At 70.6% G+C, this 12,663-nt stretch carries 10 protein-coding genes; 9 read left to right on the forward strand and 1 reads right to left on the reverse strand.

The window, feature by feature from the left end; translation table 11 throughout:
- Nucleotides 1-1,214 precede the first annotated feature (1,214 nt).
- The 9 genes from AB0M02_RS20095 to AB0M02_RS20135 all read left to right on the forward strand — a co-directional run bounded on the left by AB0M02_RS20095 (nucleotide 1,215) and on the right by AB0M02_RS20135 (nucleotide 11,420).
- Nucleotides 1,215-1,655 carry a hypothetical protein gene (locus tag AB0M02_RS20095; protein WP_364228762.1) on the forward strand — a complete coding sequence of 147 codons (441 nt, stop codon included), beginning with the start codon at nucleotides 1,215-1,217 and terminating at the stop codon, nucleotides 1,653-1,655.
- Nucleotides 1,656-2,311: 656 nt separating this feature from the next.
- Nucleotides 2,312-2,953 (forward strand): hypothetical protein, encoded by a 642-nt coding sequence (locus AB0M02_RS20100; RefSeq protein WP_364228764.1) that lies wholly within the window; start codon nucleotides 2,312-2,314, stop codon nucleotides 2,951-2,953.
- A gap of 79 nt (nucleotides 2,954-3,032) precedes the next feature.
- Nucleotides 3,033-3,482: a DUF948 domain-containing protein gene (locus AB0M02_RS20105; protein ID WP_364228766.1), complete on the forward strand. Its 450-nt coding sequence runs from the start codon at nucleotides 3,033-3,035 to the stop codon at nucleotides 3,480-3,482.
- Between the two features lie 19 nt (nucleotides 3,483-3,501).
- Nucleotides 3,502-3,792: a hypothetical protein gene (locus AB0M02_RS20110; protein ID WP_364228768.1), complete on the forward strand. Its 291-nt coding sequence runs from the start codon at nucleotides 3,502-3,504 to the stop codon at nucleotides 3,790-3,792.
- Entirely contained in the window at nucleotides 3,789-6,470 is a 2,682-nt protein-coding gene (gene alaS, locus AB0M02_RS20115) for an alanine--tRNA ligase (RefSeq protein WP_364228770.1), read from the forward strand. Before AB0M02_RS20110 ends, alaS begins: the two co-directional genes overlap by 4 nt.
- Before the next feature lie 131 nt (nucleotides 6,471-6,601).
- On the forward strand, nucleotides 6,602-7,066 hold the full coding sequence (gene ruvX, locus AB0M02_RS20120; RefSeq protein WP_364228771.1) for a Holliday junction resolvase RuvX: 465 nt from the start codon (nucleotides 6,602-6,604) through the stop codon (nucleotides 7,064-7,066).
- On the forward strand, nucleotides 7,063-8,241 hold the full coding sequence (mltG, locus tag AB0M02_RS20125; RefSeq protein ID WP_364228773.1) for an endolytic transglycosylase MltG: 1,179 nt from the start codon (nucleotides 7,063-7,065) through the stop codon (nucleotides 8,239-8,241). The genes ruvX and mltG (AB0M02_RS20125) overlap by 4 nt, the downstream gene beginning before the upstream one ends.
- Nucleotides 8,242-8,386: 145 nt before the next feature.
- Complete coding sequence (mltG, locus tag AB0M02_RS20130; protein WP_364228775.1) at nucleotides 8,387-9,565, forward strand: endolytic transglycosylase MltG; 1,179 nt, start codon at nucleotides 8,387-8,389, stop codon at nucleotides 9,563-9,565.
- Between the two features lie 1,015 nt (nucleotides 9,566-10,580).
- Nucleotides 10,581-11,420, forward strand: a complete 840-nt coding sequence (locus tag AB0M02_RS20135) for a shikimate dehydrogenase (RefSeq protein WP_364228965.1) — start codon at nucleotides 10,581-10,583, stop codon at nucleotides 11,418-11,420.
- On the opposite strand, the gene AB0M02_RS20140 is transcribed toward AB0M02_RS20135, so the two are convergent.
- Nucleotides 11,404-12,582, reverse strand: coding sequence for a multidrug effflux MFS transporter (locus tag AB0M02_RS20140; protein ID WP_364228776.1), 1,179 nt, complete (start codon nucleotides 12,580-12,582; stop codon nucleotides 11,404-11,406). The genes AB0M02_RS20135 and AB0M02_RS20140 overlap by 17 nt on opposite strands.
- Nucleotides 12,583-12,663: the final 81 nt, after the last annotated feature.

The raw sequence follows: 12,663 nt of genomic DNA on the forward strand, positions 1-12,663 counted from the left end.
CGACGGTCCCGCCCAGCCGGGCAACCACACGGGCGCACACGGTTCCGCTCAGCCCGGTTCGCACACGGGCGCGCACGGACTTGTCCAGCCCGGTTCGCACACGGGCGCGCACGGACTTGTCCAGCCCGGTTCGCACACGGGCGCGCACGGACTTGCCCAGCCCGGTTCACACACGGGCGCGCACAGTTTCGTCGAGCCCGGTTCGCACACGGGTGCGCACGGCGTTGTCCAGCCGGGTTCGCAGGCCGGTGGCCAGGCTCCCGGCGGCGGACGGCAGGGCGGCGAACCTCGCGGACCGCAGGGCGGCGAACCTCGCGGACGGCAGGGCGGCGAGCCTCGCGGCCGGCGCCGCGCCCCCGAACTCCCCGGCCCCGGCGGCAACCCGAACCAGATGGGCGCCGCCCCCAACCGCTCCGGTTCGGGCGCCGCACCCAACCGCCCCGGTTCGGGCGCCACCCCCAACCGCCCCGGTTCGATGCCGGGCCTCAACCAGCCCGGCGGAGCCCACCAGAGCGGCCCCATCCCCGGGCGTGACCAGTCCGGGCCAATCCCCGGGCGCGACCAGAGTGGGCCGATCCCCGGGCGTGACCAGTCCGGGCCGATCCCCGGGCGTGACCAGAGTGGGCCCATTCCCGGGCGTGACCAGACCGGGGCTGTCGGCGGGCCGAATCAGACCGGAGCTGTGCCGGGGCCGCGGCGGATCGGGCCCGGGGACGGGCGCCCGGTTCGGGCGGCTGCGGCGGTGGTGCCTCCGGTGGTGCCCGGTCGTGAGGGTGCCCGCACGCCGGCAGTTCCGGGGCGGGCCGGTGCGATGGCGGAGAGCACGTCAGGTGTGATTCAGCGGCCGGGTGCTGGTAGGGGACCGCGCGGTGCCGCCGTACCTCCCCAGGGCGGCGACCGCGGCGCCGCCGGTGTTGCCGTGCCCGGACAGCCGGGGCCGGGTCGTCGTGGCCCGGATCCCTACGACGAGAACGACCCCGAGGACTTCGAACCGGCCAACCGCCGTGATGCCGCTCCGCGTGCTCGTGCCGGCGCCGCGGTACCCGGTCGCGCCCCCAACGACCCGGCGATGGGCGCTGCCCCGGGTAGAGGCAAGGGACGCGCCGGTCGCCCCGCCGCCGGCACGGAGAGCGGCCCGGTAACAGCGATGGGCGCGGCACCCGGCCGCCTGGCACCCGGCCTTCCCAGCGGCCCTGGCGCTCCCGGCGGCCCTGGTGTTCCGGGCGTCCCTGGTGTTCCGGGCGGCCCCGGTGTTCCGGGCGGTTCTGGTGTTCCCGGCAGCCCCGGTGCTCCCGGCGGGTCCGGTCCTTCCGGTGGCCCTGGCCGTCCAGGCGCGGCCGGCGGTCCGGGCTCGGGTCCCGACGCCCGCGGCGGCCGCGGCAGGGACGGGCGTGGCGGTCGCGGCGCTGACGGAGGTGCCCGTGGCGGTGCTGTGGTGCCCGGACAGGGCGGCCCCGGCTTCGGCCCGGACGGTCCGGATGGGCGTGGCGTCGGTCCGGATGGGCCCGGCTTCGGACCGGATGGTGCGGACGGGCGTGGTGGCAGGCCTGGCGGCGCCCGTGGCGGTGCCGCGGTGCCCGGTCAGGGTGGGCCCGGCTTCGGCGGGGACGAGTTCGACGGGCGTGGTGGCGACAGCGGGACCCGCGGTGCGGTAGGACAGCGCTCCGGGCCGGTGCCTGGCGCGGCGCCGGTGTCGCCCGGTCAGCGTTCGGGGGCGGGGCGGCCCGGCTCGGCGCCGGTTTCTCCGGGGTTGCCTCGTGAGCGGTTCAACGGCGGTCGTGGTCCTCAGCGCGGCGGCGCGGCAGTGCCTGGGCCGGGTGGTCCGGGGAAGGGCGAGGAGCGGTTCGGCGGCCGGGGACCCGAGGGGGGTGCCCGCGGTGGTGCGGGTCAGGGCCCCGAGGACCGGTTCGGCTCGGACGGTGGGCCCGCTCGCGGTGGTGCCGCGGTTCCGGGACACAGTGAGCCTGGCCCGAACAACACCGGCCCGGTAGTTACAGCACGCGCCGGCGCAGCCGTTCCCGGTCGCGCGGTAGTAGGACAAGACGGGCAGAACGGTGCCGGAGGGCCGAAGGGCCGCGCGTCCATCGAGAGTGGACCCGACACCGCACGGGCCACCGCGGGCGTCGCCCGGGCCTCGGTCGGCGCCGCGCAGGTGGGCGGGCCCGGTTCCGGCGCGGCGGCGCGAGCGGCCGTCACGCCCGTCTCCCCGGCCGCGAGCGCGTCCCCCGTACCCAAGAATTCCGTACCCAAGAAAGACCCGGCGGCGGATCTCGATGAGTCCGCCGGTGGGCTTTCTGAACTGCGCCGCAAGATGCGCGCTCAGCGTCAGCTCCGCCTGGTCACCCTGGTCTCGCTCGCCGCGCTGGTCCTGCTGATCCTGCCCGCGTTCTTCGGCATCCGGGCGATCTCCTCCGACCCGGTCTTCACCTCGCTGAACGCGCTGCAACTCCCCTCCTGGGCCACCACCAAGATCGAGGATCAGGGGAGTGGCAGTCGGTGGTGCTTCCTGGAGTGCCGGTTCCGCGAGCGGATCACCGAGTCCGAGCGGCCGCTGCAGGAGACCGCGGACGCCTACACCAAGGCGCTGAACGACGCCGGCTGGAAGCCGTGGCAGAACGCGGAGTGCCCGGAGTCGCCGATCAAGCCGGAGGAGGGCTCCTACAGTTGCTGGCGGCGGGACGAGTTCACTCTGGACCTGCACGTCAGTCTGCCGGGGTGCGAGGTGGACCAGGCGCTCGCCGAGACCGTGCCGGAGGCCGGTAGTGCGGAGGCGACCGCGGGGGAGGCCGCTCCGGAGGAGTGCGTCGGATCGACTGTGATCATCAAGGTGCAGAACACGATCTCTGATCAGCGGGGGAAGACGGATCAGGCGCCGGGACCCGTGGGTGTGACGCCGGATCCGGTGCTGCCCGCTGACGATCCTCTCTTGGAGCCGACACCCGAGGCGTCGTGACGCGCGTGGTGGTCACGGACGGTAGGGTCTGCTAGTTGTCCCGCCGAACCCGTGACCACCCGAAGAGGAGACGCGCTACATGGACGCCGGAGAAATCGCAGGTCTGATCGCGGCGGGCGCCTTCCTGATGCTCGTGCTGGTGCTCGCCGTGCCGATCCTCAAGCTGGGGCGCACCGTGGACGCCGCCACCCGGGCGATCAACGACACGGTGGACCGCACCGGGCCGCTGCTGACCAACGTGAACACCACGGTGGAGAACGTGAACACCGCTCTGGGTCAGGTTCAGGTCTCATTGGACGGGGTCAACATCCAGCTCGCCAAGGTCGACACCATGACCGAGCACGCCCAGAACATCACGGCCAACGTCGCCAACCTGGTCACCGTCGTGTCCGCCGCCGCCGCGAACCCGCTGGTCAAGGTCGCCTCGTTCGGGTACGGCCTGCGCAAGGCCGCCGCCGCCCGCCGCCACGCCGAGGACGAGCGTGAGGTCCGTGCCGCCATCAAGCAGCGCCGCCGGGCCGGGCGCTGAGCCGAAAGGGAACGCCGTCATGAAACGCCTGCTCTGGCTCGGTGTCGGCCTGGCCGTCGGCGCCATCGTCGTCCGCAAGCTCAACCAGAAGGCCAACGAGCTCACGCCCAGCGGCATAGCCACGTCTCTGTCGGAATCCGCTGGCGGGCTCGTCGAATCGGTGCGTAGCTTCGTGGAGGACGTCCGCGACGGCATGGCCGAGCGGGAGCAGCAGATTCACCAGGCATTCGCCGCCGGTGAGCTGTATGAGGACAAGTTCGCCGAGTACCGCGAGGACGCGGGGCCCGGCTCGCAGGAGGGAATTCGATGAAGACGGCGGAGATCAAGCGGCGCTATCTGGCGCATTTCGAGGCGAACGGGCACACGGTGGTCCCGAGTGCCCCGCTGCCGGCCATCGACGACCCGAACCTGCTGTTCATCAACGCCGGCATGGTGCAGTTCGTGCCGTACTTCCTCGGTCAGCGCACGCCGGCGTTCAACCGCGCGGTGAGCGTGCAGAAGTGCATCCGGACGCCGGACATCGACGAGGTCGGCAAGACCAGCCGGCACGGCACGTTCTTCCAGATGAACGGCAACTTCTCGTTCGGTGACTACTTCAAGGCGGGCGCGATCCCGCTGGCGTGGGAGCTGATCACGAAGCCCGTCGAGCAGGGTGGTTTCGGTCTGGACCCGGAGCGGATCTGGGCGACCGTCTACCTCGACGACGACGAGGCCATCGAGATCTGGAAGCAGACCGGCATGCCGGCCGAGCGGATCGTGCGCCGCGGCAAGAAGGACAACTTCTGGTCGATGGGCATCCCGGGTCCGGCGGGCCCGTGCTCGGAGCTCTACTACGACCGCGGCCCGGACTACGGGCAGGAGGGCGGCCCGGAGGTCGACGAGGACCGCTACCTGGAGTTCTGGAACCTGGTCTTCATGCAGTACGAGATCACCGACGTGAAGTCGAAGGAGGACTTCACGATCGTCGGTGACCTGCCGAAGCAGAACATCGACACCGGCATGGGCCTGGAGCGCATCGCGTCGATCCTGCAGGGCGTCGACAACCTGTACGAGATCGACGAGGTCCGGCCGATCCTGGCGAAGGCCGCGGAGATGACAGGCAAGAAGTACGGCGCGCACTCGGGTCACGCGGCCAACCAGTCGCACCCGGACGACGTACGCCTCCGCGTCATCGCCGACCACGTCCGCACCGCCCTCATGCTGATCGGTGACGGCATCGTCCCCTCCAACGAAGGCCGTGGCTACGTGCTGCGCCGGATCATGCGCCGGGCGATCCGCTCGATCCGTCTCCTCGGCTGGCAGGAGCCCGCGCTGCCGGTGCTGCTGCCGATCGCGCGTGACTGCATGGCGCCGTCCTACCCGGAGCTGGCGGAGGAGTTCGGCCGCATCTCCACATACGCGTACCAGGAGGAGGACACGTTCCTCTCCACGCTGCGGGCGGGCACCACGATCCTCGACACCGCGATCACCGAGTCCAAGAAGTCCGGCAAGGCGGCGTTGTCCGGCGACAAGGCGTTCCAGCTCCACGACACGTACGGTTTCCCGATCGACCTGACCCTGGAGATCGCGGCCGAGCAGGGCCTGCAAGTGGATCAGGACGGCTTCCGGCGGCTCATGGCCGACCAGAAGGCGCGGGCGAAGGCCGACGCGGCGGCGCGCAAGACGGGTCACGCCGACCTCTCGGCGTACCGGTCGGCGCTCGACGCGGGCGGCCCGATCGAGTTCACCGGCTACCAGGAGGTCAGCCGGGAGTCCCGGGTCCGTTCGCTGATCAGCGACAAGGGCTCGGTCGAGGTGGCCGGCGAGGGCGACTTCGTCGAGCTGGTGCTCGACACCACCCCGTTCTACGCGGAGGGTGGTGGCCAGCAGCCCGACACCGGCCTGATCACCGTCGGCGGTGGCCGGCTCGAGGTCGTCGACGTGCAGCAGCCGATCCCGGGGCTCATCGTGCACAAGGCGCGGGTGATCCGCGGCGAGGTGCGTACCGGTGAGACCGGTCTCGCGGAGATCGACATCGACCGCCGCAAGGCGATCTCCCGGTCGCACACCGCGACCCACCTGGTGCACCAGACCATGCGCAACTTCCTCGGCGAGTCGGCCACCCAGGCGGGTTCGCTGAACGCGCCGGGCCGGCTGCGGTTCGACTTCCACACGCCCGGGGCGGTCAACCCGTCGGTCCTGTTCGACGTCGAGCAGCAGATCAACGAGGTGCTGCTGCGCGACCTCGAGGTGCACGCGTTCATCACCTCCCAGGAGGAGGCGCGCCGGCTGGGCGCGATGGCGCTGTTCGGCGAGAAGTACGGCGACGAGGTCCGTGTCGTCGAGGTCGGCGACTACGCGCGTGAGCTCTGCGGTGGCACACACGTGGCGCGCTCCGGCCAGCTCGGTCTTGTGAAGATCCTCACCGAGGCGTCGATCGGTTCGGGCGTACGCCGGGTCGAGGCCCTCGTCGGCATCGACGCGTTCGGCTTCCTGGCCAAGGAGCACCTGCTGGTGTCCCGCCTGGCCGAGCTGTTCCGGGTGCCAGGTGACCAGGTCGCCGACCGGGTCGAGCAGACCGTCACGGCGCTGCGCGACGCGGAGAAGGAGCTGGAGAAGCTGCGGGCGCAGATGGTGCTCGGCGGCGCGGGTGCTCTGGCGGCCCAGGCGAAGGACGTGAACGGTGTGGCGTACGTCGGCACCGAGGCGTCGGAGGGCGCGGCCGGCAACGACGTGCGGACCCTCGCCCAGGAGATTCGCGGCAAGATCGACGCGGCTCGCCCGGCGGTCGTGGCGGTGGCGTCCCGGTCCAACGGCAAGGCGTCGCTGATCGTCGCGATCAACGGCGCGGCGAAGAGCCGTGGGCTCTCCGCGCAGGACCTGGTCCGGGGCGCGCTCTCCGGGCGGGGCGGCGGCAGCCCCGACCTCGCGCAGGGCGGCGGCCTGCCCGCCGAGGAGGCGCCGCGCCTGCTCGCGTCGATCGAGCAGGCGGTCGGCACCGCTCAGTAACCGTCTTCGAAAGAGCGGGCCCATCACTCAACGTGACGGGCCCGCTCTTTTTGGGTGCGCGGGATAGCGTTTACCCAGGAGCGACCATTACTCTTCGCGTCGAAGCTTGATCAGGACAGGATGTGTGCAGGGTGACGGAGCGCTTCGCCAGGGGCGTACGCCTCGGCGTGGACGTGGGCCAGGTTCGGGTCGGTGTGGCCAAGTGCGACCCGGACGGCATCCTCGCGAGCCCGGTGGTGACCGTGCCACGGGACCGGGAGGCGGGCCCGGACGACGTTCCGGCGGACATGACCGAACTGGCCCGCCTGGCGGCCGAACACGAGGCGATCGAGATCGTGGTCGGGCTGCCGGTGGATCTGAGCGGGCGTGAGGGTGTGGCGGCCGGCCACATCCGCGCGTACGTGCAGCGGCTCACCCCCGTGGTGGCGCCGCGGCCGGTCGTGCTCTCGGACGAGCGGATGTCCACCGTCGTCGCCACCCGCCGGTTGTCCGAGCGGGGTGTGCGCGGCAAGCGCCAGCGGGCGGTGGTCGATCAGGCGGCCGCCGTCGAGATCCTGCAGGGCTGGTTGAACGCGCAGCGGAGGCAGAGCTTTTGAGCGACCACGTAGGGCAAGCGTTCGGCGAGGGAGTGGACCGCGGCCGATGGCGACATCGGAAGAAGAGCGGGCCCGGCCGATCCTTCCTGGCCTTCTTCATGGTGCTGATGCTCTTCGGCATACTGGGCGGCGGTGCCTGGTTCGGCTACGACAAGGTCAAGGGCTTCCTGGGTGCCGCGGACTTCGCGGGTCCCGGCTCCGGTGAGGCCGTGATCGAGGTCAAGCAGGGTGACACCGCCACCGACATCGCCCAGGCTCTGTACGGCGCCGGAGTGGTCAAGAGCGCCGCTGCCTTCATCGACGCCGCCAAGGACAATTCCGACAGCAAGAACATTCAGGTCGGATCGTACATCCTTCGTAAGGAGATGAAGGCGGTCGACGCGCTGGAGATGCTGCTCGACCTGAAGAACAAGAACATCAACAAGGTCACCATCCCCGAGGGCCTCACCTACCTGCAGGTGTACGACAAGCTCTCCAAGGCCAGCGGCATACCCGTCGACGAGTTCAAACAGGCCGGCAAGGACCCGCAGAAGCTCGGCGTGCCGGCGCTCTGGTTCAAGCGCACCGACGGCAAGAAGGTCGACAAGGCCAACATCGAGGGCTTCCTGTACCCGGCCACGTACGAGCTGCCGAAGGACGCGAAGGCGGCCGACATCCTCAAGATTCTTGTAGCGCACTTCAACAGCGAGATGAAGGACCTGGACTTCCCGAACACGGTCACGGCCAAGCTGAACATCTCGCCGTACGAGGCCCTGGTCGCGGCGTCCATCGCGCAGGTCGAGGCGCTGCTCGACGAGGACATGGGACCGGTCGCCCGGGTGCTGTACAACCGGGCCTACACCGGCAACTTCCCCTGCGAGTGCCTGCAGCTGGACAGTACGGTCAACTATTGGCTGCGGCTGACCGGCAAGGACGCCAAGTCGTCGGAGAAGCTGCTGGAGTCGGAGCTGCACGACCCGAAGAACCCGTACAACTACGACGTCAAGGGGATGACGGTCGGCCCGATCAGCAACCCGGGCGATGTGGCGCTGCGGGGTGCGATGAACCCGGCGAAGAGCAAGTTCTACTTCTTCGTGACGGTGGACCAGAAGGGCGCCATGGCGTACGGCGAGACCTTCGAGGACCACGAGGCGAACATCCAGACGGCGTGCAAGAACGGCATCCCGATCTGCTGACCGCGTTTCGCCGGCACTCCCGGAACGTTGGACAATGAGCGTTCCGGGAGCGCCAGGTCGACGGAGCGTGACTGGGGTGGGCGACGACGCATCGATGTGGGTATGGTGCCCGTCAGGCCGGCTGGACGGGCAGCGGAGGCAGGAAATGATCGACGAACTGGATGTGGCGTTCGATGAGGACGCCGAGCGCACCAAACCTCGCCGCCATCGGGCGGGCAAGGGCGGTGGCCGCTCGGCGGCCGCATTCGTGCTCACGTTCGTGCTTCTCGCAGCACTCGGCGGTGTTGTCTACTTCGGCTACACCAAGGTTCGCGGCCTCTTCGTCGCCGCCGACTACCCCGGTCCCGGCGTCCCGTCCGTCGAGGTGGTCGTCCCCAAGGACGCGTCGCTCACCGAGATCGGCAACGAGCTCGTCAAGGTCGACGTGGTGAAGAGCACCAAGGCGTTCACCAACGCCGCCAAGGACGAGCCGAAGAGCAAGAACATCCAGTCCGGCACGTACAACATGCTCAAGCAGATGAAGGCGAAAGACGCCCTCACGCTGATGCTCGACCCGAAGTCGCGGGTCACCGACGGCATCACGATCCCCGAGGGCAAGACCGCCAAGCAGACGTTCGAGTTGCTCTCCAAGGCCACCGGCATCCCGGTGAAGGACTTCGAGGCTGCCGCGAAGGACCCGGTCGCCCTCGGCGTCCCCGACTGGTGGTTCAAGCGCACCGACGGCAAGAAGGTCTCGGTCACCTCCGAGGGCTTCCTCTTCCCGGACACCTACGAGTTCGAGCCCAAGGCCACCGCGTCCAAGATCCTGGAGACGATGGTCGACCACTTCCTCACGGTCACCGGCGAGCTCAGCTTCGCCGACGACGTGCAGAAGAACCTCTCGGTCTCGCCCTACGAGGCCCTGATCGTCGCCTCCCTCTCCCAGGCCGAGGCGGGCATTCCGGACGATCTCCCCAAGGTCTCAAGGGTCGCCTACAACCGGGCATACAAGGAGAAGATCCCCCTCCAGTTCGACGTGACCACCAACTACTGGCTCGAACTGAACGGCAAGGATCCCAAACACTCCGGCAGCCTCCTCCAGAAAGAGATGGAGGACCCCAAGAACCCCTACAACACCGAGATCGTCAAGGGCCTCCCCACCGGCCCCATCAACAGCCCCGGCCGAGCAGCCCTGAGCGGCGCGATGAACCCACCCTCCGGCCCGTGGCTGTTCTTCGTCGCCATCGACAAGAGCGGCCGCTCCGCCTTCGCGGTCACCAACGAGGAACACAACCGCAACGTCCAGAAGGCCTGCGAAAACGGGATCCCGCTCTGCAATAAATAGGCTTACATTCAAAAGCCACCCATAAGGTACGCGACTCGTGCTCTACCCCCTCTAGACCCGCGACCAGCCTGCCACCCCAGGCCGTCCGGCGGGCTACGGCGCCCTGTGCATGGTCACCGCCCTCACCGCCCCACCACCCCCAACCAGCCCACCCCCACCCCCAACCAGCCCATCCCCACCCCTCCTCACCCGCCCGGCAGCCCTCTCCCCTCCCTCACCCGCCCGACAGCTCTCCCCCCTCCCTCACCCGCCCCGCAGCCCTCCCCTCACTCGCCCGACAGCCCCCACCGATCTCGGGCGCCCGTGCCGCCCCGCACGCGTCTGGCGGCCCAACATCCGCGGCTTGCGTGGTGAAAGCCCGCTCCGCGTCCGAGAGCTCGCCCGCGTCCGGGCCCGCTCCGCGTCCGGGGGCCCGCTCCGCGTCCGGGGGCCCGCTCCGCGTCCGGGGGCCCGCTCCGCGTCCGGGGGCCCGCTCCGCGTCCGGGGGCCCGCTCCGGGTTCGATCTCGGGCGCCCGTGCCGCCCCGCACGCGTCTGACGGCCCAACATCCGCGGCTTGCGTGGTGAACGCCCGCTCCGCGTCCGAGGGCCCGCTCCGCGTCCGAGGGCCCGCTCCGCGTCCGAGAGCCCGCTCCGCGTCCGAGAGCCCGCTCCGCGTCCGAGGGCCCTCTGCGTGTGGTGTGCTCGGTGGTTCGCTGTGTTCTCGGGGCGGCCCTGACGTCTACTTGCGGAGACCTGGTGTCGTCCCGGCCGCCGTGAGTTTCCGCGTTAAAGGGCTCGATCGGGTGACCCGCGAGTCGGATGGGCGTCAATTTGACGACAGCTGGAGGGGCGCGTGAGGAGACTCCGCCAACCCGCCCGGAGGTGGTAGGGGTGCTGGTGGCCGCGGACCCCCGCGACACCCCGACAGGAGCGCCCGGACTGCCGCGGCGCGGTGGGAGTGGGGTTGGGGTGGGTCGTAGAGTGAGCCCGTGCAGAGCCTAGAGGAGACACCGGCCGGCGGCCGTAAGGCTGCGGTGTGCGGTAAGCCGATCGCCCACTCGCTCTCCCCAGTGATCCACAATGCCGGGTTCGCCGCCAGTGGGCTGAGTGGCTGGACCTATGAGGCGATCGAGTGCGCCGAGTCGGAGCTGCCCGATCTCGTGGCGGGGCTGGGGCCGGAGTGGGCCGGGCTCTCGCTGACGATGCCCTTGAAAGAGGCCGCTCTGCGGATCGCCGACGTGGCCACGCCCGTGGCGATCGCGGCCGGTGTGGCGAACACGCTGGTGCGACAGCCGGACGGCTCCTGGCACGCGGACAACACCGATGTCGGTGGCATGGTTCGGGTGCTGCGGGAGGCGGGGATCGGGGTGAGCCGGGGCCGGCACGCGGTCAAGGAGGCGCCGCCGCGGATCACCGTGCTGGGTGGTGGCGGCACCGCGCGGGCGGCTCTGGCGGCCGCCGCGGAGCTGGGTGCCGAGTCGGTGACGGTGGTGACGCGGCGGGCGGAGGCGCGCGACGAGCTGGAGCCGGTTGCCGTGGCGCTCGGGATCAAGCTGGAGGGTGCCGGCTGGGCGGACGCGCCCGGTGCGTTCGAGGCCGACGCGGTGATCTCCACGGTGCCCAAGGGCGCGGCGGACCAGCTGGTCGACGACGTCAAGTGGCTGGCCGGGAGTGTGTACTTCGACGCGCTCTACGACCCGTGGCCCACCCCGCTGGCGGCGTCGGCGACCGAGGCCGACGTGCCGGTCTTCTCCGGGCTGGACCTGCTGCTGGCGCAGGCGCTGAGCCAGTTCGAGCAGTTCACGGGCGTGGACGCGGCACCCGAGGACGCCATGCGGGCCGCCCTCGACGAGGCGGTCAAGAAGAGGAAGTGAGCGCCACCGTGGCCAGCAGCGCGGCCACCGCGAAGGACAGGATCACGACGCTCATCGGTACGCCCTGGCCGGGGTCGCCGATGCCGGCCAGCGGAGCCGCCGCCGAGGCGATGACCGACTGCGCGCCGCCGAGCAGAGCGGCCGCCGCGCCCGCGTTCGCCGGGTAGCGGTCCAGCGCCAGGGCCGTCGTGTTCGGCTGGATCACGGCGATCGCGCCGACCAGCAGGAACAGCCCGGCCGCCAGCACGATCAGGTTGCCGGTCAGGGCGCCGACGAGCGCGAGCACGCCGGCGCAGCACTGGACGGCCAGACCGAGATACATCAGCAGGGTGAGGCTCCAGCGGTTGAGCAGGCGATTGTTGGCCTGGCTGAGGACGATCAGTGCGACCGCGTTCGCCCCGAAGAGCAGGCTGTACGCCGTGGGGCTCAGGCCGTACCCGTTCTGCAGCGCGAACGACGACCCCGCGAGGTAGGCGAAGAGCGCGGCGAAGGTGAAGGACTGCGCGAGCGCGTACCCTAAAAATGTCCGATCCCGAATGACCCTGCCCGCCGTGCGTGAGATGGCAGCGAGCCCGCCCCGGCTGCGCCGCGAAGCGGGCAGCGTCTCCGGAAGACCGATCGCGACCAGTGCCGTGAGCAGCAGGGCGATGACGCCGAGAGCCACGAAGATCCCGTGCCAGGAGGTCAGCCGGAGCACGAGGCTGCCGAGGCTGGGCGCGGCGATCGGGGCCAGGCCGAAGACCAGGATCAGGCTGGAGTAGAGCTTGGCCGCGGCGGCACCGGAGCTGACATCGCGGACGACGGCGCGCGCCACCACCACGCCGGCGCCACCGGCGAGCCCCTGCAGGAAGCGCAGGCCGGTCAGCGCCGGCGAGGTGGGCGCAAGGGCGATCAAGAACGAGATCATTGCGTACGCGAAAAGCCCCGCGACAACCGGCCTCCGCCGCCCCCACCGATCGCTCAGGGGCCCGAACACCAACTGCCCGAGCGCCATCCCGACCAGGCAGGAGGTCAGGGACAGCTGCACCTCGGCGGGGGAGACCCGCAGGTCACGGGCGATCTCGGGCAGCGCCGGGAGGTACATGTCGAGCGACAGCGGCCCGACCGTGGTGACCAGCCCGAGGATGACGATGAGCAGAGGGCGGTTGATCAACACTGGCACGGCCGGAAATCTAGCCGGTCGAGGACTCCCGCAGGTCGGGACAGTGCTGCCCGCATACCGGGCGCGGAGTGTGGCGTGCCA

It is taken from the genome of Actinoplanes sp. NPDC051861 (genome assembly GCF_040681145.1).
In the GTDB taxonomy this organism is placed as follows: domain Bacteria; phylum Actinomycetota; class Actinomycetes; order Mycobacteriales; family Micromonosporaceae; genus Actinoplanes.

Bases quoted from the DNA above. Each gene is read 5' to 3' on its own strand.
- alaS (WP_364228770.1), top strand. From the start codon at position 3,789: ATGAAGACGGCGGAGATCAAGCGGCGCTATCTGGCGCATTTCGAGGCG.
- AB0M02_RS20105 (WP_364228766.1), top strand. From the start codon at position 3,033: ATGGACGCCGGAGAAATCGCAGGTCTGATCGCGGCGGGCGCCTTCCTG.
- AB0M02_RS20100 (WP_364228764.1), top strand. From the start codon at position 2,312: ATGCGCGCTCAGCGTCAGCTCCGCCTGGTCACCCTGGTCTCGCTCGCC.
- mltG (WP_364228775.1), top strand. From the start codon at position 8,387: ATGATCGACGAACTGGATGTGGCGTTCGATGAGGACGCCGAGCGCACC.
- AB0M02_RS20110 (WP_364228768.1), top strand. From the start codon at position 3,502: ATGAAACGCCTGCTCTGGCTCGGTGTCGGCCTGGCCGTCGGCGCCATC.